Origin of the sequence: Actinomyces sp. HMSC065F11 (assembly GCF_001813085.1) — a bacterium.
GTDB classification, from domain to species: Bacteria; Actinomycetota; Actinomycetes; order Actinomycetales; family Actinomycetaceae; genus Gleimia; species Gleimia europaea.
This window is the reverse complement of sequence record NZ_KV811458.1, coordinates 22684-45966: the sequence shown is the minus strand read 5'-3', so window position 1 is coordinate 45966 and position 23283 is coordinate 22684. Positions and strand designations below refer to the sequence as shown.

The window sequence follows — 23283 nt, the reverse complement described above, 5'->3', positions numbered from 1 at the left end:
CCTTCTTAATTCCATTTGCTACTGCCGTGCTCATTTGCTCAACTTCCTTTCAGCCAAGAAGTAGCCCACTGCCAGAACACCAGCAATCAGAGCCATAACAATCGAAATAGCGGATGCAGGACCCGGACCTTGTGGGGTCAAACTGCCCTTCATAGTATTCAACGCCATCATCATCGGCGTGAACGCGTTGCTAATGCCAGGATCTGCCGTCTGCATAATCTGTGGTTCGTTGAACAGCTGGATCGTACCAACGATCGAGAGGAGCATAGCCAAGAGCGCGGCGCCGCGGACATTAGGAATTTTGATCTTCGTGGCGATCTGGAAACCGCTTGCACCATCGAGTCTTGCCGCCTCGTACAAGTCATGCGGGATCGCTTGCAAGGCTGCGAGGAAGATCAGCATGTTGTAGCCCGTGAATGTCCACGTCGTAATGTTCGCCATCGATAGAATGTTCCAACCATCGGCGAAGAAGTCCACGGGAACGCCTACACTGTGCAGGAATTTCACCAGAGGGGAAAGCGTGGGGTTGTAGAGATAAACCCAAATGATCGCGGCCGCTACACCGGGGATTGCGTAAGGCAAGAAGTAGCTGAGACGGAAACCTGAAATGTGCTTGAGGATGAATGAATCAACCAATAGTGCAAGAAGAAGCGCGAAGCCGATCATGAACGGAACCTGCAAGATGGTGTAGAGAATCACCCTGCCGATGCCATTCCAGAAGTCAGTTGAAGTGAGTACGTACGCGTAGTTCGAAAAGCCTGCAAAAACGGTTTCGCGCTCGCCGCCGCCGAATGCTCCCGAGCCAGTCACCCGTTGCGTGGTTAATGATGCGTAGATTGCGTAGAGAATAGGGAAAATGAAAACTAGACCGAAGAGAATCAGAAAAGGAGACATGAATATCCAGCCGGTGCGCGCCTCTTCACGCTCACGCTGACTGCGCTTATGTTCCTTTGGATTTGCGTGCTTTGTCGCCCCGATTGTTGAGGAAACCATCAATTACCCCTAGGCCAGAAGGTTCAAGAAAAGTGCGGGGTACCCCGGAGCAGGGTGCCCCCGAAAGGGAATAAATGCGGCGCCGACAAGTGCGGTGCACCTATCGGCGCCGCGACAGATGAGTATCGTGGAACGACTACTCGGTTAGCGGTAGCCCGAGGTCCTTCAGGGTCGAGATCGCGGTCTTTTGCGTGATATCGATTACCTGCTGGACGGTTCCCGTCCCATTAGCTGCAGCAGCTGCCGGCTCAGAAGTGGCTGCGGCAACTGCCGGCCAGCCCGGGATGTAGACGAGCTTGTCGCTCATGTGCTCGTTAGCCGCTGCGAAGACCTTCATCGGATCCTCACCACCGCCGAAGAAGCCCGCATAGTTCTCCGGAGTAGCCGGGGTAGCGGTAGTAGCAGCAAGAACGAGTCCCTGGGTAGCGAGGTCATCCACCTGCGTGTTGAACCAGTTGTTGAACTCCATCGCCTCAGCCGGGTGCTCACAGCCCTTAATAACGGCAACGCCAGAGCCGCCGTCCGGACCAGTCATACCCTTGTTACCGAACCAGTCCGGCATCTCAACAACAGCCCACTTACCAGCGTTCGGTGAGCCTTCGCCGGCCGGAGCAATGAGGGCGCCTTCCCAAGCAGCACCGATGGTGCCAATAAGGGTGCCGTCAGCAACCTTTGCGGACCACGCGTCATCCCAACGCGGGGTGGTCAGGACGGATCCGTCGTCGAGAAGCTTCTGCCAGGTGTCAACAACCGTCTTGGTGCCTTCACCACCCAGGTCCACCTTCCAGGAACCATCCTCGATCGTAAACCAGGAATCACCCGAAGCAGCGCCAAAAGCGGAGAACATATTGCCGAACTCATCCGGCTGGAAGGACAGGATGTACTTACCCTTCTCAGCAGCAGCCTTAGCCGTGGAGATCAGCTCGTCAGTAGTCTTGGGTACCTCAAGGCCAAGCTCCTCGAACGCGGCCGCATCGTAGTAGTAAACGAGCGGGCCAACATCCTGCGGCAGGCCGAAGGACTTGCCATCAGCGCTCATTAGCGACACCGGACCGTCCGCGAAGTTCGAAGCGTACTTCTCAGCTTCGGAGGTTACGTCCTCCAAAATGCCCTTCACGTACAGCTGGGTGATCTCACCGTAGCCAACCTGAGCAAGGCAAGGAGCATTGTTAGCGTTGACGTCCGTCTCGATCCTCTGGATCAGATCAGATGCCGCACCATCGAACTTGGTTGCAGTAACCTGAATGTCAGGGTGCTCCTCGTTCCACTTAGCTACAATGTCAGCTACCTTAGTCATGCCTTCATCGTCGGGAAGGCGGTGAATGTACTGAATCTCGATCGGCGCGCCGCCGTCGTTTGCCTCCGGGGCTTTGCCAGAGTCACCGCAAGCTGCGAGAGAGCCAGCTGCTAGGGCAAAACCGGCAGCTAGCAGGCTAGCGTTGCGTATTTTTCTCATATCGGACATAAGCTTCCTCCTTTGGAGCTCGTATTGTCACTTATTTCCAACTTGAATGACTTCAATGCCTTCCAAACGAAGCATCTTCAACACGGCTTCGTCAGCGCCTTGATCCGTAATCAACATGCTGACAGCCGACAATGGAGCAATACGTGCGAACGCGCGTTCACCCACCTTTGTTGAATCCGCCACGACTATTACGCGACTAGCGGCAGCCACGAGAGCAGCATTTACCTTTGCCTCGCCCTCGTGATTGGCGTAGACGCCAGTTAGATCCATACCATCTATACCCAAGAAAAGGGTGTCGATATTGATCTGTTCCAGGACCGCATCTGCGAGCGGACCAATCAGTTCGTAAGAACGCGGCCTAACCGTGCCGCCAGTTGCAACCACGCGAATCCGCGGACGAATAACGAGATCATTAGCTATGTTGATCGCATTAGTGACCACAACGACTCCGCGATTGGCGAATTCGTCATCACCGCTAACCAACACGCCCAGCTCGTAAGCAGCGAGCGTGGTGGTCGTTCCACCGTTGAACCCAACGACGTCTCCTGGACGGATATGCTTCAAAACTTCAGCGGAAATATCCGCCTTCTCTTGAGGCATTGTTACCGCCCGGTAGCGCTTGGGCAATTCTCCAGCAGAGGCATTAATCTCCGCCCCGCCCCTCGTGCGAGAAATAAGTTGCTGTTCAGCGAGTGTCGAGAGGTCGCGCCTAACAGTTGCCGGAGAAACGCCTAGCTCTTCCACTGCGTCTTCTACAGTGATAGACCCACGTTCTAGAACCATATCCGCAAGCGCAGATAAACGTTCTTGACGGCTCATGTTAACCTCCTCGTCAAATTCGCCAAGCACAACTGTGCTGTAAAACCGCATCGTCTGAACAAATGTTACACCTAACAAAAAGCTGACGAAACGATTGAAGATGATTGTTATAGTATGGTTATAATCAGATTAAATCATAAACGTGCGGTTTTACCGTAATTTCCGTCACAAATACGGATATCGTCACGAAGGAGCAAATCTCAATGAGCAAAACTATTGCCGAAATCAACAGCCAACCAGAAGTCTGGGCAAAGGCGGTTGCACTTGCGCGCGAGATAGGTGAACTTATCCAAGATGGCGCGAAACTAGCCGTAGTCGGTTGTGGAACCTCTTGGTTCATCGCTCAGGCATACACGCGAATGCGAGAAACCATGGGCAAGGGTCTGTCGGATTCCTTTACCGCAACCGAGTTCCCCATCGAGCGTGACTACGACCGCGTTGTCTGCTTATCACGCTCGGGCACCACCTCGGAAATCATTGACATCATGAAGCGCCTCCAAGACGCGGGCCGCCCCGCAGTACTCATCACCGCCGTTGGTGAGGGGCCGGCTACCCCGTACGCAGACTTCGAGGTAGTACTAGATTTTGCCGATGAAGAATCCGTTGTGCAGACCCGCTTTGCCACCTCTGCGCTCGCTTTCTTCCGCGCCACGCTCGGCGACGACGTTGAAAGCGCGATCGCGGACGCCAAAACGGCAGTCGAGTTCGAAATCCCGAACTCCTGGGTCGAAGCTACGCAGATTTCGTTCCTCGGCACCGGCTGGACTATCGGACTCGCAAACGAAGCTGGACTGAAATTACGTGAGGCAAGCCAATCTTGGACCGAAGCCTACCCCGCAATGGAATACCGTCACGGTCCGATCTCGATTGCAGAACCCGGCCGCCTCGTCTGGGTATTTGGCAAGGCCCCACACGGCATGCCTGCACAGATCGCTGCAACCGGGGCTGAACTGCACGAAAGCGAACTCGACCCAATGGCCGACCTCATCATCGCACAGCGCGTTGCTGTTGCCAGGGCTGAAGCCAAGGGCCTAAATCCGGACACGCCGCGCCACCTCACTCGTTCCGTGATCCTCGACGAGGACAACTAAGGTAACTGGAGGCCATCGTGAGCGTGTGGACGCTAACCCCTAATCCGGCACTCGACTTTACCTATCGGATTTCGGAGCTGACCGTTGGCGTCCCGCACCGGATCACAAACACCACAGTACGTCCGGGCGGTAAGGGCGTGAACGTGAGTCGCGTCCTTGCCAGCCTCGGCATACCAACCACTGCAACCGGCTTCCTCGGCGGCGCAAACGGAGCTCGGTTTGAATCGCTCCTGCGGGCTGTCGACCGAGCTGACCTCATCAGTACCCAGTTCCAAAGGACCACGTTTGAAACGCGCATTAGCATTGCCGTCGTTGACGACAACTCCGACGCAACCGTGCTCAACGAAGCGGGTGAGACCCCAACCGATAACGATTGGGACGCGCTCCTTGAGCGCCTGCGAGAAGGTCTGAAACCCGGCGACGTCCTCGCCTGTTGCGGCTCATTCCCCGGCTCATCCGACCCAGAATGGATGACCAAAATCGTTGAAACAGCGCACTCTCGCAACGCACTAGTACTAGTTGATGCCACCGGACGGGTACTGAAAAACGCGTGCGAGGCCGGCGTCGACCTCGTCAAGCCCAACGACCTTGAACTGAGAGAAACCACTGGCAAGACCTCAGTGATTGAAGGAGCGCACGAACTCTTACGCCGAGGCGTTGGCATCGTCATCACGTCTGAAGGCGCGAAAGGCATGAGCATTCACGGGCCCGACGGCTCCTACCACGCGGCCCCTGCGCGTCACATCGAAGGCAACCCAACGGGAGCGGGCGACGCGTCCGTCGCCGCCTGGTGCGCATACATCACCGGCGCCCTCGACATTGAAGCTCCTGCAGTGCCGCTACAGGCCAGCGACTTGAAGGCCGGACTGCCCTATGCCGTTGCCCTATCGGGCGCCACCGTAGCGATGCCCGTTGCCGGTGAAGTTGACCTCACCATCTACAATCAAATGAAAACCGAAATCGAAGTGGAGACCCTCTAATGCCACTAGTAGATATCCGCAAGATGGCAGTCAAGGCTGCCGTTGAAAAAACCGGTCTGGGCGCCTTCAACGTGGTACTACTCGAGTTCGCACACGCTGAAGTTGAAGCTGCTGAAAGTTGCGGTCTACCCGTCATTCTTCAGCTGTCCGAAAACGCAATCAAATACCATGGCGGGCACATTGCCCCCATCGGGAAAGCCATGCTCGCAATCGCCGAACAGGCAAGCGTTCCAGTAGCCGTTCATCTAGATCATGCTGAGTCCGTGGACCTTTGCCGCGAGGCCGTGGACCTCGGCTTCAACTCTGTAATGTACGACGGGTCGAAACTCGAAGACCTAGAAAACCGCAAGAGCACCGCAGCAGTAGTTGAGTTCTGCCATGCTGCAGGCGTCGCCGTTGAGGCTGAACTTGGCGAGGTAGGTGGCAAGGACGGTGTGCACAGTCCCACTGCTCGCACCAACCCCGAAGATGCAGCCAAATTCGTAGCCGACACCGGAGTTGACCTCCTGGCGGTTGCTGTTGGCTCATCCCACGCGATGACGGAACGCTCCGCGGTGCTTGACACCGGCCTCATCAGCCGCATCCGCGACGCCGTGCCCGTACCCCTCGTACTGCACGGATCCTCGGGCGTATCCGACGAAGGTATGGTTGCGGCGATAGAAGCAGGCATGACCAAGATCAACGTGTCCACTCACCTCAATGTGGGATTCACGTCTGTTGTGCGCGAAGCGCTCGCCGCCAACGAAAAACTAGTTGACCCGCGCAAATACGTTGGCCCTGGCCGCGAGAATGTGCGAAACGAAGTAGCGCGCCTGCTTAACCTGTACGCTCGCAGGTAAAATAGTGGGGCAAGAGGTGGGTCACTCGATCTGGAGTGGCCCGCCAACCACATAGAAAGCAGATTCGTGAACATCATTACCTCTCACTCAGCACTAAGCATCCCGCTGTTGAAAGAGGTAGCAATCGATCCTACAGCGTTCAAAGAAGCTTCCCAGATCGATCGCCTTGGCAATCTAGCGCCGCGAAACATTACCGTCACTACCCTGTTTTCTTCCGTAGCCAACCACGCGCGTCAATCTGGTTCCAACGATGCAATCAGTATTGTCCTCGAAAATCTGCCGCGCCCCTTGCTTCGTGAAATGGCTGAGACCCTTCGGTCTATGATCGTCGGCCGCCAACAGGTGCTTATTGACCTTGTGCCCGAAAGTAGCCTCACCGCATTGCAGCAACTTCTTGGCGAGGACACGAGTGGCAAAGAGCCTAAACCGCTACTGCACCAGGTTGGGCCCAGCTTCACGTTTGCTGGCAATACGGAACTAACGCAGATGATCGACTCCATTGGATTCGACATAAGTCCCCTCGAAAAAGTTGTCCCCATCGCTGTTAACCCATCTGCGTGGTGTCAAACCTGGTGTGATAGCAAAGGAGCGCGCCTCGACTTTATTCACCGAGCGTTTGACTGGGTTGAGAGCGTTACGATCAGCTCCAAGAATTACCGGGCTCTCAAGGCCTCGGGAGCGAAAATAATTCCGTCCTCGAAGGCCTATCGAATGCTACGCAGCCCAAAGTTCTGGGCCTACGCGGTAGTGTTCATCTACTCTTCTCTTCGTGCCCTGCCCGTAACATTCGTTAAGCATTTCCACGGCAACCTGTGGATCCTGTGGGGTATGGATGTGATCACCGCAATTCCGTATACATGGGGTTTGCTGGCATTTGTTACCGCTCACAAATTGTGGGTTCGATACACCGGTCTGCTGGTCACCCTAGTTACGTTTATTTCTCCCTATGTGTACTTCTGGACGCACGGGCGCGGCTACCCTCCCAGTGTGAACGCAATAGTCATCGGCATGATCGCCTTCGCTTTCCTCTACGAACTGCGCAACTACCTGCGCGACCGCTACGTTGCGGACGGGCTACGCGGCCAGGGTGTGTGAGGGCTCGGAGATGTCCTCGAAAATAAGAGAGTGCGCGAGGACAATCTCGCGCACTCTTTACTAGAAATCTGAATGGAAGGTCTACCCTAAGCGGTAGTGCTTGCCTTGCGGCTGGCGCGATCCGGCCCGGTGAACATGCGGGCGATTCCCGTAAGCAGGAACCAACCTCCCGACACGTAGAACAAGACCAACATCCACACCGGCTGCGCCGGGTAAATAGCCACCAGGACGCCCGTAACACTAATCCACACCGCGATGGAGATCAGGTTCACAACCATGAACTTCTTAACTCGGAACGGGTGTGTCCAATAGCTCGGGACAACTGTAAGCACAATGCAGGCCACAACCGCGATAATGTTCACAACCTCGCTTGTCTGCAAAACATACAAGCAAAGAGCCACAATGTTCCACGCCGCAGGGAAACCGTAGAAATAGAAATCCGACGACTTCCAGTTCTCATTTGCATAACACAGCGTGGAAGTGGCAAGAATCAAAACCGTGAGTACCGCCGCCAAGTATGGTTGGCCCATTTCGATGTGACGATACATGAAAATCGCGGGGATGAACGTCCACGTCAAATAGTCAATGATGATGTCCAGAATGCCACCATCAAACCACGGGAGTACTTCGCGCACGCGGAACTTGCGAGCCATAGTGCCATCCACACCATCCACCACCAGCGCGATGAAAAGCCACAGCCACATCATGCCGATATCCTCATGAATGAGCGACAATGTAGCTAGGGCTGCAAGCGCCACGCCTGACATGGTGAACAGGTGTACCATCCACGCGCTAACTCGCTGCGACAAGGGCGCCAAGTTTTCTGTCGCGATTGTTTTTAGCTTTTTAGGCATTCGTTTGTACTTCGTTTTGAGGTCAAAATCCATGGGTTTGTTTCACATTCGTCAATGAGATTTTCGAGGAATCCTCGGCGATGATTCTACCTTACCCGCACATTATTGCGGCTATCCGAAATCCCGTGTTTCCGCACATTCTGTGCTTTTCCTGGGCAATGACTAAGCATCCCTGGTTCCTCAGAGTGTGCCGGGATACTTCTCCGGCGTGGGAGCGCAACAAGAACAAAAATCTCGGGACACCGTATGAACGATGTCCCGAGACATAACAATCGTGGAGCTAGGGGGATTCGAACCCCCGACCTTCTCATTGCGAACGAGACGCGCTACCAACTGCGCCATAGCCCCAAGTGCGAAAACCAGCCTAGCACCACATCGCCAAAACCGTTAATTCAGCGGCGTCGGGGGGCTCACACGTTGTAACGCACCATTACGCGTAGCCTTCACCGGACATTACTGCGCGCGGCGGAACTCGAGGATGTCCTCCAAATCGAACGCGGTCTCAGCCATCTCAGCGGCCTCTTCGGACGTCATAGCGTCAAGCGAACGCGGCTTCGCAACCACTGGGCGCAGCGGGCTGACAGTTTGGGTCTCGGACCTATTCTCCTCCGAGCTTTCAGCAGAAGCGACTCCCTCACCATTATTTTCGAGGACGCTCGGATCAACCACTACGCGCCTACGCGGGGCCTTAGCGGCGCGAGCGTAAGCAGGGGCGGGAAGCTCGCGAGGAGTCCACTCGGCGGGTTCAGCGGCGGCCACTACCTGCTCCTCCTCAAGCGATTCCTGGACGGAAGACGCTGAGGGGGCAACGCTCTCGCTGGCTGGCGCGGTAGCCGCAATACGCTGTTCAACGGATGAGCGCAAGCGGTTGTAACGAGATTGCTCGAGCCTGCGTTCCTCACGCAACTGTTTCAAAAGCTCGGTTTCAGCGCGAGCCTTCTCGATGGAACGGCGATATGCCAAACGCCCCTCCGCTAGCACTGCTCCAATAACGGCCGCCGGAATCAATAGGAACCACCAGGAGAACGTCGAAAAAGTAGCCGCAACCACGAACGCTACCAGCAGTGTCAACGCCACTGCGAAAACGGCGAAACGGCGCTTACCCGCAGCGTTCTCCTTCGCAACACGAGCTGCGCGGGACGCGCGAAGCTTCGCCATCTGCCGGGAAGTCGAAGAAACAAACTCACCCGAAATACGCTGCGAATCAGCCATTGAAAATCCCCCTATCGATTCTGCCTCCACGGCCTGAACCCTCCGTTCGGGTCCACAAACCGCCACGTGAGGCAAAATACGCGGCTGGTTCCTACCCACCTCGCCTCGAACAACAAGACCAGGCTGTTCCTTAGCCAAAGGAACAAGTTTGAGGTCCGTCGAAAACCTATCTTCAACAGGCGTTTCGATAACCTCATTGCGGTTCTTTATGAGCGCAGGCGTCCAATACGCGGCCACCAACACGGCCAACGCACCGATAATCCACCCAGAAAAGCTCACGTACCCATAATTACATCATTGTTATTCCATCTCGGGCAGAGCTTCGGCGTGTCTGTTTCGTGACATTCGACGCCCCACAGTTTCACGAGGGAGGACCGGGCGAACGCTTTACTGGCCGGCGCCCGGCGTAGCCGCTTTGGATGACTGGCAAGGCCGGTTGTATTTGGGTGATCCCCGCGGGAATAGGCGCTACTCCCCCAGCAGGTTCACGCCCCAGATTGCTTCCACTAGGCCGCCGTTTGGTAGCGACTCGCGGTCAATTGAAAAAGCCAAATGGTCTGCCCACTGGCCAGCAATGGCCATGTACCGCGGCCTGTAGCCTTCGTGAGTGAGCCCAAGTTTTCGCGCGATACCAAGAGAAGGCTCATTCTCGGGGCGAATGTTGATCTCCACGCGGTGAATTCCCAGCTTCAAAATGAGCAGGTCAATAAACGCCGCCACAGCCAAGCTCGCAATGCCTCGACCTGCATACTCGGACACAATCCAGTAGCCAACCGTCGTGGAATACAGCGCGCCCCTCACAGTGTTTGCCGCTGTTACCACCCCGATCACGCGCCCATCCGCCTCAATCATCATGGGAAGAGTGATGCCCGCCTCTACCTCAGCATCGGTTTTATGCTGATACTGCGCGAGTGAAGGCAGACGCTCATCAACGCCCGGCGCGAGCGTGGCCTCCCACGGCTCCAGCCATTCTCGGTCCGCCCAGCGAACGCGCTCAACCTCGCGGTGAGCCTGCCCCAAAACCGGGCGAATAGTGAGCCTACGGATTTCGGTCGACGATGCCCCCCTGGGACGACGCGGTCCGAACACGTTTTCCCCAGGGCGCGCAAATACGTCCTCGTCCACATTCAAACGTGGCGTTGCATGAATGAGGCCCCGACTAACGGGATCCTCAATATCGATACGAACCTGCGACTCGCTAAGCCCCCACACGCGAGGGGCGGAGAAGAATCGCCTGAAGAAACTCATCAGCTAATCGAGCACCATGCAACGCAGAGCATCACCCGCGCGCACATCCGTCACATTCTCCGGCACAACCGCGAGCGCGTTCGACTCTGCAAACGCGGAAAGGAGGAGCGCGTCCGTTGGGCCCATCACTGTGGCCGTGTAGCCCGACGACGGCTTACCCAGCAGTTTCACACGCACAAACTCGCGCCTGCCCATCGGCGAACGCCACCCGCGGTCCACTCGCGCCTGCACGGTTGGGCGGTTGAGCGAACTCCAGCCCTGCATTGCGCGCACTGCGGGACGTACGTAAACCTCGTAACACACCTGGGCCGACACCGGGTCACCCGGCAAACAGAAAATCGGGGTTCCCGACTCAACGTGCCCGACACCCAGGATGTGGCCCGGGAAAGCCGCCACCGAGTCAAAGCGGATCGTGCCGAGCGAGCCCAACACCTCGCGAACCGTGTCGCCCGAACCATAAGAGATACCTCCGGTCGTGATGATCAAATCCGCGCGCACCAGCTGGTCCTCAATAGTTTGCCGCAGTGTTGCCCGCTCATCTGGAACGGCAGCCACGCGGAAAGTCTGCGCACCCGCATCTGTCAAAGCGGTAGCCAGAGCGTGACCATTCGCATCAAACACCGCGCCCGGGCGGGCCTGCTCACCAGGTTCGATCAGCTCATCACCAATCGAAATGATCACCACACGAGGGCGCGGGTGCACCTGAATACGGTTACGACCAACACCCGCGATCAGCGCGATCTGGCGCGACCCCACGCGCGTACCGCGGCTAATCAGCACGTCGCCCGCACGAACATCCTGCGCCTTAGGGCGAATGTTCTCACCGGGCATCGGGCTATGGGACACCTCCACCTGAGCTACCCCGTGATCCGTGTGCTCCAGAGCAACCACCGCATCAGCGCCCGTCGGAATCGGCGCGCCAGAAGCAATCCGGACCGCCCCTCCCGCAATATTCGCCATCGGCTCAACATCGCCAGCGCGAAGCTCCGCTGTAACGTTGAGCTTCACCGGATGATCCGCAGAGGCCCCCTCCAAATCCTCCGACCTCACCGCATAACCATCAAGCGCCGCCAAATCCGCAACCGGAAGGTCGAAGGGCGCCATCACGTCCTCCGCAAGCACGCAACCCATCGAATCAGGCAACATCACATCCAACGGAGGCTGCGGGCCAACCGCATCCTGACAATCGCGATAAAAATTCGCAACCGACCTCATCACATCTCCCCTTCAAACGGGCAAAACCAGTGGCCTACGCGCACCATCAAGGCACGTCGCTAAACACTACAGGTCAAGTCCTTTAAGTAGCGCCAGGAACTCGCCGCCAAGCTGAGGATCTTCAATCCCCATCTCCACCACAGCCTGCAGGTAACCCAACTTGTCACCCGTATCAAACCTACGCCCGCGAATCACAACGCCCGTCACGCCGCCGCCCAGGTCTTCAGGCGTCTCAATCAGAGACTGGAACGAGTCAGTCAGCTGAATCTCGCCTCCACGACCCGGAGGGAGCGTCTCCAAAATCTCAAACACCTTCGGGTCAAGCACGTAACGTCCAACCGACGCGTACTCAGACAACACCTCATCAATCGGAGGCTTCTCCACAATCTTGTTGAGACGGAAGACATCCCCGTCATTCAGCCCCTCAATACCATCCAGCCCATTTGAAGCGAGCGGAATGGTAGTCACATCAGCCGAGCCATAAGCCGTTGCCTGCTGCGGAGTTACCTCTAGCAGCGCCACCACGGAGCCGCCAATCTGCTCGCGCACCGCGATCATCTTCTCCAGCACCGGGTCCTCCGGATGCATCAAATCATCCGGCAACAGCACCGCAAACGGGGCGTCACCCACATGGTGGCGAGCCTGATACACCGCGTGACCAAGCCCGCGCGGATGTCCCTGCCGCACCGAATGAATCCTCGCGAAATCCTGGTAGCGCTCGATTGACGCAAGCAGCTCCCACTTCTCACCCTCGCGCAATGCCGCCTCGAGGTCGGGTACAGCATCAAAATGATCCTCGATCATCTGCTTCTGCGCGGCCGAAATCAGTAGCAAATCATCCAGACCCGCCTGAGTTGCCTCCTCAACCACCAGCTCAATCGCCGGACGGTCAACAATCGGCAACATCTCCTTCGGGATCGCCTTCGTCATCGGTAAGAAGCGCGTGCCTCGCCCCGCCGCCGGGATCACACCATGACGCACCGAAGCATTCTTCAACAAACTGCTCATAGTCCAAGCCTAACCGAGGAACCCCGCAAACGCGGGTATGCCACAAGCGGTGCGCAAACCGGCGAACCACTTTAAGCTCCTCCCCTCGGCACCTTGCCCCCTCGTCTTTCCCTTTGCCTTCTCTCGCGATTCAGACCCGAGGTGCCGTGGCGCTGGCCCCCTCATCAACGAGTCCGACCCAAACTGGTGAAAAAGGCGCCCAAAACGCCACTTCCCCTCTGAATACCGATTGGTCACGCCTGCTCAAACAGCATTCAGACCCAAAGCGGCAGGAAAGGGCCTCCAAAACGGCAGTTCCCGTCTGAATCGTGAATTCGCTCTGCGAGCGTTGGGAGCGCGCGGCCTGCTCGCACCAGTTTCCGGCACTCGTCCCAAGGTGCGTGTGCGAAAATGGGCACATGGGGTCTGAAACAAGAAAGAGGGTGCCAGCCTACCGCAACCAGAGCGGAGCCGCTCAGATTGCACGCGGCGAGATGCTACACTCACTAAGCGCAGTCAGCCACACTTCGCCAACCCCAGCTTCCACCCAGAAATTCATTGACGAGGCCATACGTGCAAGCAAGGAATCCTCGCAAGTCAAAATCCTGCGAACCCTCCTGGAGCCAGTTCACGCTAAAGAACACAAAGTAGCCAAGCGTGCTCTTCGAACCAGCCTTAGAGAACAACGCAAGGCGACGCATAAGCGGCTTGACGGATCGCATGCTGCCACCGAAATCTGGAATGCCCTCAATCCGGTGCTACAAAAGCAGGACCTGCCGCGTGGAATTGCAGCATATGAAGCACTCCCCGGGGAACTTTCCATCAGCAAGTTCGCAACTTCCTCCAAAACATCCGAAACAGAAGTTTGGCTCCCCGTTGTCTCCAGCGCTAAAGGTATTCCCCTTTCGGAGCTTCCCATCGGATTCATTGCTAGCGGCCAACCAACACCACCCGGAGGCGCGACACGGATCGATCCGCCCGTTAGCCTCGTGCTAGTGCCCGCAATGGCCGTAGACGAGGATGGCGTCAGGCTCGGACAGGGCGGAGGGTGGTATGACCGAGCCCTCGCCGCGATCAAACAAGCGCAACCCACGGCCCTCTTTTTCGCTGCAGTACCGCAAAACAGCTACGTGAGCCGAGGCCTGCTCCCCGCCGAACCACACGACATCCACATGGACGGCATCATAACAGAGGCGGGTTGGGCGCTCTTCTAGCCTCTTGCAGCCTCATTCTTGAAGCGGACGCAAAACGTTGCCCAGGCAAGGCCGATATCCACAGGCTCACCACGTTATCGTGCATCCACATCTTTTCTTACAGGCCTATATCCGCCTCGACAATCTTGAAATCATCGATTCCGTGAAAGAAAAACTCCGAACCGTCGCGCACTGGATCAGCGAGAAACAGGCGGTCATCGTAATCACAGTGGCGGCCATCGCAGTATTTCTAACACTCATCGCAGTCATACAACCGCTTGGAACCAACGCGGTTGTGGCAACAAAACGCATACCCGCAGGCGAAATCATTACAGATGGGGACATTCAGATGCGGTCTAACGTGGCCGGGGCTGCTCCGGACGTCGCAAACGATCCCGCCCTAGTAGTCGGCCTGCGAACAAGCGTCACCATCGAACCCGAAACACCAATAAGAACCGCGTACGTCGCAACCACCGAACAGAGCATGGAAGGGAGGGATACGGTCGCTCTTCCGGTATCCGTCGACGTCGCAGCGCTATTCACGCAAGGAGACACCTTAGACATCTATTCACCCGCTACATGCGAAGACGAGACGCACAGCTGCCCCGCGAAATTACTGACGCAAGGAGCAATTGTAACCAAAGTCGCAACACCCGCAGAAACCCAATGGAACGCGGCGCAAACCGCGACTCTGGTCTTAGCAATCACGCGCAAAGACACTCCCGTAGTTGCTGGAGTTACGGACTCCGCTACAATCACCCTGGTGAACACCAGCCAACACTAGGTTCAACGCAGACTTCAAACAAGCCCGCCAACACCTCGTTAACGTTGGCTGCTAATCCCTATCGATTAGGATTCACCAGCACGGTTCTCGCCATCGGCGTACACACCGTTGCAACAGATACGTAGCATGCGCCTACAAGGTAGCAAGCCCACAACTACAAGGAGCAGTCTTGATTCAAGGCTTCAAGGAATTCATTTCACGAGGCAGCGCCGTTGACCTCGCAGTCGGCATGGTTATCGGTGCGGCATTCACGCAGATCGTCACCGCGCTAACGGACAACATCATCAATCCGCTTATCGGCGGCATTTTCGGCCAGCCGCGCTTCGACAACGTCGGACAGTTCACCATCGGCATCGGTGGAGACCCTGCCGTGGTCCAGCCCGGCATGCTTCTCAACGCGATCATCAACTTCCTGCTGGTCGCCATTGCGCTGTACTTCTTCATTGTTATGCCCATGAACAAGTGGGCCGAGCGCAAGCAGAAGGCTACCGACGAGGTAGCTGAAGAGCCGAAACCCGACGCGCAGCTCACCCTGCTCGAAGAAATCCGCGATGAGCTACGAGCATCCAACAAGTAGAAACGCCCGTCTTCCGGCGGCCAACGCACGTTAGCTGACCGAGGAAGACGAAGTCGGCGAGCCCTCCAGGGTTCGCCGACTTTCTTTTTTCTTCATCCTTCCACCCCATCTGTCTAACCGCCCCTCATCCGCTCGCCCTTCACATATGCGACCAGCCTCATCTGCCTGCCCGCCACGCCTTTCCGGCCAGCCTCTCTTTCCCAGCCTCACTCCGCGCAACGATTCAGACCCAAACTGGCTAAAACACCTACCCGAATCGGTACTTCCCCTCACAATCGCGGATGGCAGCGCCCCCGCCCGCAGTATTCAGACCCAAACTGGCAAAATCGGCCTCCAAAATGGCAGTTTCACTCACGGATGCGGTTTTGGCGGCTGGGCCAACCAGTATTCAGAGCCAAACCGGCGAAAACAGGAGTAAAAACAGCACTTCTTCTCTGAATACTCGTCACTGGAAGCAGCCTGCAACGGCATTCCGACTCAAACTGGCAAAAACCGGGCGCAGAAACGGCAGTTCCCGTCTGAATACCGGGGGGGGAGAAGCAGACACGGGCAATTATGATGCGGTTTCCGACGCGAGGAAGCTGCTGAGCGACAGTTTGGGTCTCGCACGCGTATTTGGATGGTACTTTGGGTCTCGCACACAAAATGGAGGGACGGTGGTCAGTAGCGCAACCTACAGCAATCCGAGCAGGCTGGCTTCAGGTCCAGCACGCGGCTTACCAGTGAGGAGGCTTGTTCTCCCGAAACTCACGATCGCGAGCCGACTCCGCCATTGGCTCACCATGTTTGCCATCCCAAGCCGGAGGTTCAAGCGGGCGAGTCTGCTCCCACGATGGGCTTCCGCCGTCCTCAATAATCTGCTGGTCAGCTCGTGAAATCCGCTCAGCCCGGCGCCGCCTGTGCACATGCGCGGGGCGAGCACTCACAGCCGGTGAGGCTGGCAGTCCTTCCCCCGTTGCGTTCGCGGATTCAGTTGTCATCGCGAGCGATCCTGCGTGCAACATTTCGCAACACGGCATCAACTTGAGCGCCGCGACGGGTCAGGCCAAGCGCACTTTGGATCTCGTTCACGATCTGATCTTCACTGCGCTCCACACCATCCGACACAATCCACATCGCGATCTCATCCAGCTGGTCATCCGAATAAGCCGCGAGCGGCAAGCCTACCGCGACCTCCGGCCGACGTCCCCGCTCGGCGCCGCTTGGCCTCCAAACGGTCTCTTCTGCGCTACCGTGAATATCCCGATCAGCCTGCAACCTCACAAGTTTCTGAGCCGCCGTTTCCGTGCCAAGCATCTCTTCATTTGAGTCGGCAGGACCCTCGTCTGAATCGGCAGACTCGCCGGTGTCATTCGTGAGGTCGGGGCCGTTCTCACCCAGATCAATATCCCCATCAGTATTAGCAGGCTGTGCAGGAACTTCGTCAATCGCAGATACAGCCATTGCTTCAGCCTCAGCTTGGGCCCTCGCAGCCATGCGCTCATCCACGGCGTCAAGGACTAGGTCAATGATCGCATCGGCTTCCTTCTGCGGGTCAATGAAGACAGCCATTGCGAGCTCTGTTCGCGTCTTCCACCCGTTTGCTTCCAGTAGTTCTGGCCAGTAACGGTCACGGCGGCGCAAGGATCGCTCCGCAACGTACGTGTCGTCATCGGTCAAGATCGCAACCAGTAACTCGTCTGGAAACTCCGGGTGCCCGATGGCCAGTGGAACGCGGAGCGCCCCTTCAACCCCAAGGTTAGGGATGACCGTCAAACCAATCGAGTACAACCGATCCGCGAGGTCGATCAAAAGCTGATCCGGTTTCGCTTCAAACGTTGGCCACTGCGTGCCGTTTTGGGTCTGAATCGTAGAAGACGACGAGGCCGTTACTTCCTCATCGGAGGGGTCGGCAGTATCGTCTGTCGTAGCAGGCTCACGGTTCGCCGCCCCGGTGTCGACAGGCTCTCCCGCCTGGGAGGCCGCCTGGTAGTCTGCGGTCGCGCCGCTTGATTGAGCGGTAGCATCGCGATCCTCGGAGGAAATACCGCTGGCTACTTCGGCACTGCTCATGAGGTCCAGTAGCAGTTTGGGCCCGTCGTTCGAGAACCTGTCTTTATCAAACAGCGCGGGATGCACAGCCGCGACGATATTCAGTTCGTCGCCGGCACAACCTAGCACACGGGCCAGAAGCTCCAAGCCGCCGGCCTGCGAGATCTCTCCAAAGTCGTGTAGCACTCGACCGTGCGGCGTTTTCGCGTACCCAATCGACAAGATCGCACGATCGCGCATGACATCCGTGTTCGAGTTCGGTGTGACAATCACGAATGGATCCGGTCGTTCTTGCTCAAAGAAAGATTCAAGGGCTGGCGAGGTGGCAACCATCGCATCCAAGTTCGCGCGCAACCGCTCAGCGTGCACATCGTTGAGGGTGAGCACAGCGAGCGATTTCTCGGGGTACAGCAGTGCGTGCTCGATGATCATTTCCGTGACAGTCTCAACTTCGGCAGCGGAGGACTCAACGGCAGCTTTGTCGGGCGCGGGCATGCCCCGGCCGTCAACATAGGAGATAGTGAGCTTCGACCCCGCCCTCGGAACCGGCACGGGCACGCCCGTGTGTGCAACGCGGTAGCGGTTGAATAGACGCCCTACATACTCGTTAACGCGCACGGGTTCAGGATGAATCTGCGCGGTTACGGTCACTTGTTGGAGCGCATCCACGGTTGGCGTCGGGTCCGTCAAGTCCGCACTGATTACAACCTGGCGTGCGCGCGCAAGCAGGGGCACCAGCTCCGCCAGGGGCAGATGGTTCACGTCCTCAAGGACCAGGAGGTCAACCGTTTGCCCCAGTGGTAGCAGCTGTGGAACCATCACGGGCACGGTCAGAAGAATCGGGAACATTGCGCGCACGAGCGGCGACGATGCATAAAGTGATGCCGCCGCGTCGGGCGCAAGCGTTCCATTGCCGAGGGCGGTGCGTAGCTGCGCTTCTTCTTCAAAGTAGCGGGCCATCTGGTCTACGCGCCTGCGGCGGATTTTGTCGGAGGCAACTGCGGCAAGCGACTGCACTTGCTGGCGGTCAAGCTGCTGCAACTCGCCGATCAGGCCTTGCAGGTTGGCGGGATCGAAGCCGCCCAGGCTTGGCACACGGGTTAGCATGACGCCCAGCGCGGACGCCCACCATGCGAGGTCTAGCTCTTTGTCGATCAAGGAGTCTGGCACATTGCGCTCGCGCAGATCTTTGACGAGGGCATCGAGGCCAAACTTGTGGAGCGTCTTCATGATTTCGAGACGTTCCGGTAGCTCGCGCGCCCCGTTCGGGTCGGCGTGGAGGCGGTCGATCAACAGGGAGAGCTCACCAATGTCGATGCGTTGCAGGGGCCCGTGCGCGGTGGCGAGGTGCGTGTCAAGGAGTTTCAAGTCTTCGCGTACGCCGCCGGCTTGTTGTTTGAGCTCGTCGAGGTTGGTGGGAACTTTTGGCCACCCGTCAACGGCTTGGTGTTTGCGCCACACGTCGCGTTGGCGCTGCACTTTGCGTAATTCGTCGTTGAGGTCCTCAACATAACGGCCGGGACGCAGCATGTCTTTCGCGGATTTAACCAAGTACTTGCGCTGCCTGCGCTTCATTGGATAACCGTGGTCGCGCCTCCATTGTTTGGAGGCGGTTGCGATCACCATGTCGGCAATGGGGCGCTCAAAGATGGCGGGTTGGAATACATCCAGAGCCTCGCGTACGCCCTCCAGCATGACCAGCTGGTCTTCCCATTCCTTGAATGTTGTCGCAGGATGTAGCCCGGTTTGTCCGGCAGTTGTTGACATGGCCACGCGTAGTTTTGGTAGCGATTCCGTGGAGAGTCGCGCAACGATTTCGAGGACGGGACCTACCTGCTCGGGCGAAGAGATGACGGCACCAAACCACGCGTCATGGGCGTCGCTCTTGGTGAACATGCCCTGGGTAGAGGCTGTTCGCAAGGCGTCTTTAGCTTGGTCGTCGGTGTCTTGCGCGAGGGCGGTGAGAGTGTCGGCGGAGAGACGCACTTTGGTGCGCGGACCGGGCCGCGTGGAAGTGAGGTCAGTGAGCACTTGAAGCGCGTCGTATGCGGATACGCCCCATTCGGCCACGGGCCGGTGCAGTTCTTCGGTGTGCTCCGCTAGCGATTCGCGTACGCGTCGCAATTGCGTGCGCATGAGCTCAATGGATTCGCGGTCCACGAAGGGAGATTCGTCGCGGAAGATGCGCTCGAGTTCCATGACGAGGTTGGATTTCGTGTCCTTACTGCTATCGACTCGCGCCACGGCGTGCGATAGGCCGGACTCGTCCATGTAGCGCCAAAAGGCTTCGCCACTATGCTTGTTCGCACCGACAACGAGGACTTTACGCCCGTTTGCGGCGGCATCCGCGGCGATCGAGGCGAGTACTGGCGTGGGGTTTGCCCCACCGCGAGTGTCGAACATGACGTTGGAACCGGAAACCACCGTTTCAACCAGGTCTAGCGTTTCTGGCAACTGGTCTCCGATGCCGCGTTCTTGCCACGGATCGCGGTCGTACGGGTTGGGCTCAGCGAGTTCCTTCTTAATCGCGCTAACGGCCCGTTTGTTGCCTGCGAGCGCAAGCACGAAGTTGGATTGCAGTAGCGCGTCAGCGTTTTGCAGTTCAGCTTGCAGGTCTGATGCGGGGTGCAGGAATAGTGATAGTTCCATGCGTTCATCGGACTTGAATCCGGGTAGGAGGCCGGATAGGGCGCTGCGTAGCCGCGTGATTGCGGGCGCGGCGGTGAAGCCGTGAGATTGCCGGGCCGTGTTCTCGATGGAGGTGGTGTCTAGTTCGACGCCGCAGGCGGAAGCGGCTTCGATGAGGCCCGGAGCGACGGTAAGCATGTTGGATATGCGCACGGTAGGTTCGCCCGCGTCATCGAGTTTAAGTTCGGCGGGACACAGTAGCATGGGGCTGGTGCGAGGGCCGGTTTCGGACTGCCAGGCGGCATGTCCGAAGGCCATGTGGATGGGAGCCATGCCGTGCGCGGCGGCAACGTCGCGAGATTGATTCATGAGGGAGCGCACGACTGCCCGGGCCCGTTCGGCCTCGCTGGGTTCGCGTATGAGTAGCGATAGTGGCGTTGTACGAAGTGCGAAGAGTTGCGCCATGCCACCGGGGTGCGCATAGGTGAGGTCGAGTGTTGACCTCTTCGGGTTCTGCAGGAACTCCCGGGTGACTTCGTCTAGCTCGCACGCCCATTTAGCAACCGCATGCCGCATGTCTACTTCACGGGCGCTGGGTGTTACCTCTTCGACGTCCACCCAGCGCGTGTCAGCTCCGTTGGCTGCGTCATGCGCACGGTCTTCCCTATTTTGGAGTCCGTTGTTCGACTTCCCATTTGGGGTCGTTTCGTCGGACCGGGTCTTCTTGGACCGGTCCGGGTCTTGCGATTTTGGGCGAGAGAAAAAACTAGATACCACGGTGTCAACACTATCGAAGAGGACGGACATGAAGATGTAGGCGCGGCGGCACCGTTTCATTTCTGCGCTTCTCGATTTTCTGTAACGTGACTACCACCACCAATATTCCTTGACATCGAGAGACTTAAGAGTGAGATACTTATTTTGAATGCGCAAAATACCGTGGTTTTGTTCGTTATTCTCGTGATGAACCCAATGGAGAGGAAACCCTGATGGCTACCATCATTTACACTCACACTGATGAAGCCCCCATGCTTGCAACACACTCGCTTCTTCCTATTATTGAGACGTTTGCGCGGGCTGCTGGAGTCGATGTTGAGACTCGCGATATTTCTCTTGCGGGCCGCATCCTCGCCGCATTTTCGGATCGTTTGCCACCGGAGCAACAGGTTGAAGACGCACTTGCAGAGCTCGGCGCTTTGGCGAAGAAGCCAGAAGCTAACATCATCAAGCTTCCTAACATTTCGGCGTCCATCCCCCAGTTGAAGGCGGCGGTGAAGGAGCTTCAAGAGCTTGGTTTTGCCCTCCCGGATTATCCGGATTCTCCCGCGAACAGCGATGAGCAGGATGTGAAAGCTCGTTACGATTCCGTGAAGGGTTCAGCGGTGAATCCGGTGTTGCGTGAGGGCAACTCGGATCGTCGTGCTCCTATCGCAGTGAAGAATTACGCGCGCAAAAATCCACACCGCATGAGCGAGTGGAGCACCAGCTCGGCCACCGAGGTCGCCACGATGGGCGCGAATGACTTCAAATCCAACGAGAAGTCGATTGTGCTGGACAAGGCTGATACTCTTCAGATTCGTTTGCGTAGCCGCGATGGACAAACCACTGTGCTGAAGGATTCCCTACCGGTTCTAGAGGGCGAGGTTGTTGACGGCACTTTCATGTCGGTTGCAGCGCTTGAGGAGTTCATCGCAAAAGAGATTGCGCGCGCCAAGGAGAAGGATGTCCTCTTCTCGGTGCATCTGAAGGCAACGATGATGAAGGTGTCTGATCCGATCATCTTCGGCCACGTGGTTCGCGTTTTCTTCAAAGATGTGTTCGATAAGTTTGGCGCGCAGTTGCGGGCAGCTGGCTTGTCTCCCAATGATGGCCTCGGAACGATTTTCACTGCGCTTGACGAGGGCAAGGTGGAGGACGCCGCCGAGATCCGCAAGGCGTTTGCGGACGCGATTACAGCTGGCCCTCGCCTGTCAATGGTTGATTCTGATCGAGGAATCACTAATCTGCACGTGCCCTCCGATGTGATTATTGATGCGTCAATGCCCGCGATGATCCGCAATGGCGGAAAGCTGTGGGGCCCAAGCGGCGAGGAGGACGACACGATTGCCGTGATCCCCGATTCGTCTTACGCGGGCGTCTACCAGGCGGTGATCGAGGATTGTCAGGCCAACGGAGCGCTAGACCCCCGCACGATGGGAACGGTTCCGAACGTGGGCCTAATGGCGCAAAAGGCTGAAGAGTACGGCTCGCACGACAAGACCTTCGAGATTCCCACCGATGGCACTGTAGAGGTTGTGAACGCAGCGGGCGAGGTACTGATGTCGCACGAGGTGCAGGCCGGCGATATTTGGCGCGCGTGCCAGACAAAGGACGAACCGATCCGTGATTGGGTGAAGCTTGCGGTAACTCGCGCTCGCCTCTCCTCCACCCCGGCTGTGTTCTGGCTGGATCCTGAGCGCGCACACGACGCTGCTCTCATTGAGAAGGTTGAGAAATACCTGCCGGAGCACGACACCGAAGGCCTATCGATTTCGATCCTCGACCCGGTTGAGGCAGCGAAGCTATCGGTTGCGCGCATGCGCGATGGTTTGGACACGATTGGCGTGACGGGCAACGTGCTTCGCGATTACAACACGGACCTGTTCCCCATCCTTGAGCTCGGCACGTCCGCGAAGATGCTTTCGGTGGTACCGCTTATGAATGGTGGCGGCCTGTTCGAAACGGGTGCGGGAGGTTCTGCTCCCAAGCACGTGCAGCAGTTGCTCAAGGAGAACTACCTGCGTTGGGATTCGCTGGGCGAGTTCCTTGCCTTGGCCGAGTCGCTACGCCACCTGTCGCGGTTTGATGACAACCCGCGAGCGCAGATCCTCGCTTCTGCGCTAGATGAGGCAACGGAGCTGGTACTTAGTGAGGGCAAGTCTCCGGCCCGCAAGCTCGGTCAGATTGATAATCGCGGTTCACACATGTGGCTGGCGGTGTATTGGGCGGAGGCTCTGGCCAACCAGACTGAGGACGTGGACCTAGCCCGTACTTTCGCGCCGGTTGCGATTGCGCTGCGTGAGAATGCGGACAAGATTAACGACGAGCTTATCGCCGCGCAGGGACACCCTGCGGATATTGGAGGCTACTACCGTCCGAACACGGAAAAGACCTCCGCCGTAATGCGTCCGTCGCAGACGCTGAATCAGATTATTGATCAGCTACGCAAGTAGCCGGCTTCAGTCTCGCACTCGTACCATTGCCACGAGGCTGTAGTTAACCGACTAAGGGGG

At 57.4% G+C, this 23283-nt stretch carries 18 protein-coding genes and 1 tRNA gene; 8 read left to right on the top strand and 11 right to left on the bottom strand.

From position 1 onward, the window contains the following. Positions 1-30 precede the first annotated feature (30 nt). From HMPREF2891_RS00200 to HMPREF2891_RS00190, 3 genes are all read right to left on the bottom strand, one after another. Entirely contained in the window at positions 31-993 is a 963-nt protein-coding gene (locus tag HMPREF2891_RS00200) for a carbohydrate ABC transporter permease (protein ID WP_070620693.1), read from the bottom strand. A 136-nt stretch (positions 994-1129) separates the two neighbouring features. Beyond that, positions 1130-2458 (bottom strand): ABC transporter substrate-binding protein, encoded by a 1329-nt coding sequence (locus tag HMPREF2891_RS00195; RefSeq protein ID WP_070620695.1) that lies wholly within the window; start codon positions 2456-2458, stop codon positions 1130-1132. A gap of 27 nt (positions 2459-2485) precedes the next feature. Continuing rightward, complete coding sequence (locus tag HMPREF2891_RS00190) at positions 2486-3277, bottom strand: DeoR/GlpR family DNA-binding transcription regulator (RefSeq protein WP_070620844.1); 792 nt, start codon at positions 3275-3277, stop codon at positions 2486-2488. 203 nt (positions 3278-3480) lie between these two features. On the opposite strand from HMPREF2891_RS00190, the gene HMPREF2891_RS00185 reads away from it, so the two are divergent. The 4 genes from HMPREF2891_RS00185 to HMPREF2891_RS00170 all read left to right on the top strand — a co-directional run bounded on the left by HMPREF2891_RS00185 (position 3481) and on the right by HMPREF2891_RS00170 (position 7282). Then, positions 3481-4368, top strand: coding sequence for an SIS domain-containing protein (locus HMPREF2891_RS00185; RefSeq protein WP_070620696.1), 888 nt, complete (start codon positions 3481-3483; stop codon positions 4366-4368). A gap of 17 nt (positions 4369-4385) precedes the next feature. After that, on the top strand, positions 4386-5348 hold the full coding sequence (locus HMPREF2891_RS00180) for a 1-phosphofructokinase family hexose kinase (protein ID WP_186822264.1): 963 nt from the start codon (positions 4386-4388) through the stop codon (positions 5346-5348). Then, complete coding sequence (locus tag HMPREF2891_RS00175; protein ID WP_070620699.1) at positions 5348-6187, top strand: class II fructose-bisphosphate aldolase; 840 nt, start codon at positions 5348-5350, stop codon at positions 6185-6187. The genes HMPREF2891_RS00180 and HMPREF2891_RS00175 overlap by 1 nt, the downstream gene beginning before the upstream one ends. 66 nt (positions 6188-6253) lie before the next feature. After that, positions 6254-7282, top strand: a complete 1029-nt coding sequence (locus tag HMPREF2891_RS00170) for a hypothetical protein (protein ID WP_070620702.1) — start codon at positions 6254-6256, stop codon at positions 7280-7282. A gap of 86 nt (positions 7283-7368) precedes the next feature. Here the strand turns inward: HMPREF2891_RS00170 and HMPREF2891_RS00165 are convergent, their stop codons facing one another. From HMPREF2891_RS00165 to HMPREF2891_RS00140, 6 genes are all read right to left on the bottom strand, one after another. After that, positions 7369-8136: a CDP-alcohol phosphatidyltransferase family protein gene (locus HMPREF2891_RS00165; protein WP_070663447.1), complete on the bottom strand. Its 768-nt coding sequence runs from the start codon at positions 8134-8136 to the stop codon at positions 7369-7371. Between the two features lie 275 nt (positions 8137-8411). Continuing rightward, positions 8412-8484: transfer RNA gene (locus HMPREF2891_RS00160), tRNA-Ala, on the bottom strand. A 105-nt stretch (positions 8485-8589) separates the two neighbouring features. After that, a complete protein-coding gene (locus tag HMPREF2891_RS00155) occupies positions 8590-9627 on the bottom strand; it encodes a hypothetical protein (protein WP_070663442.1) in 1038 nt (345 codons plus the stop codon). Between the two features lie 189 nt (positions 9628-9816). Then, the gene (locus HMPREF2891_RS00150; RefSeq protein ID WP_070663441.1) at positions 9817-10596 is read right to left on the bottom strand and encodes a GNAT family N-acetyltransferase; all 780 of its coding nucleotides are present in this window, start codon (positions 10594-10596) and stop codon (positions 9817-9819) included. A gap of 3 nt (positions 10597-10599) precedes the next feature. Next, entirely contained in the window at positions 10600-11811 is a 1212-nt protein-coding gene (gene glp, locus HMPREF2891_RS00145; protein ID WP_070620710.1) for a molybdopterin molybdotransferase MoeA, read from the bottom strand. A gap of 66 nt (positions 11812-11877) precedes the next feature. Further along, a complete protein-coding gene (locus HMPREF2891_RS00140) occupies positions 11878-12819 on the bottom strand; it encodes a UTP--glucose-1-phosphate uridylyltransferase (RefSeq protein WP_070663440.1) in 942 nt (313 codons plus the stop codon). 422 nt (positions 12820-13241) lie between these two features. Between HMPREF2891_RS00140 and HMPREF2891_RS00130 the strand changes: the two genes are divergently transcribed. The 3 genes from HMPREF2891_RS00130 (at position 13242) to mscL (ending at position 15352) form a co-directional block, all read left to right on the top strand. Then, positions 13242-14012, top strand: coding sequence for a 5-formyltetrahydrofolate cyclo-ligase (locus HMPREF2891_RS00130; protein WP_070663438.1), 771 nt, complete (start codon positions 13242-13244; stop codon positions 14010-14012). Between the two features lie 142 nt (positions 14013-14154). Further along, on the top strand, positions 14155-14775 hold the full coding sequence (locus HMPREF2891_RS00125; protein WP_186822263.1) for an SAF domain-containing protein: 621 nt from the start codon (positions 14155-14157) through the stop codon (positions 14773-14775). A gap of 169 nt (positions 14776-14944) precedes the next feature. Next, a complete protein-coding gene (mscL, locus tag HMPREF2891_RS00120; protein WP_070663436.1) occupies positions 14945-15352 on the top strand; it encodes a large conductance mechanosensitive channel protein MscL in 408 nt (135 codons plus the stop codon). Positions 15353-16068: 716 nt separating this feature from the next. Here the strand turns inward: mscL and HMPREF2891_RS09490 are convergent. Then, positions 16069-16332, bottom strand: a complete 264-nt coding sequence (locus HMPREF2891_RS09490) for a hypothetical protein (RefSeq protein ID WP_148131677.1) — start codon at positions 16330-16332, stop codon at positions 16069-16071. Further along, on the bottom strand, positions 16322-20848 hold the full coding sequence (locus tag HMPREF2891_RS00115) for a prevent-host-death family protein (protein ID WP_148131676.1): 4527 nt from the start codon (positions 20846-20848) through the stop codon (positions 16322-16324). The genes HMPREF2891_RS09490 and HMPREF2891_RS00115 overlap by 11 nt, the downstream gene beginning before the upstream one ends. Positions 20849-21000: 152 nt before the next feature. Here HMPREF2891_RS00115 and HMPREF2891_RS00110 point away from each other — a divergent pair, with 152 nt between their 5' ends. Then, entirely contained in the window at positions 21001-23223 is a 2223-nt protein-coding gene (locus HMPREF2891_RS00110) for an NADP-dependent isocitrate dehydrogenase (protein WP_070663434.1), read from the top strand. Positions 23224-23283: the final 60 nt, after the last annotated feature.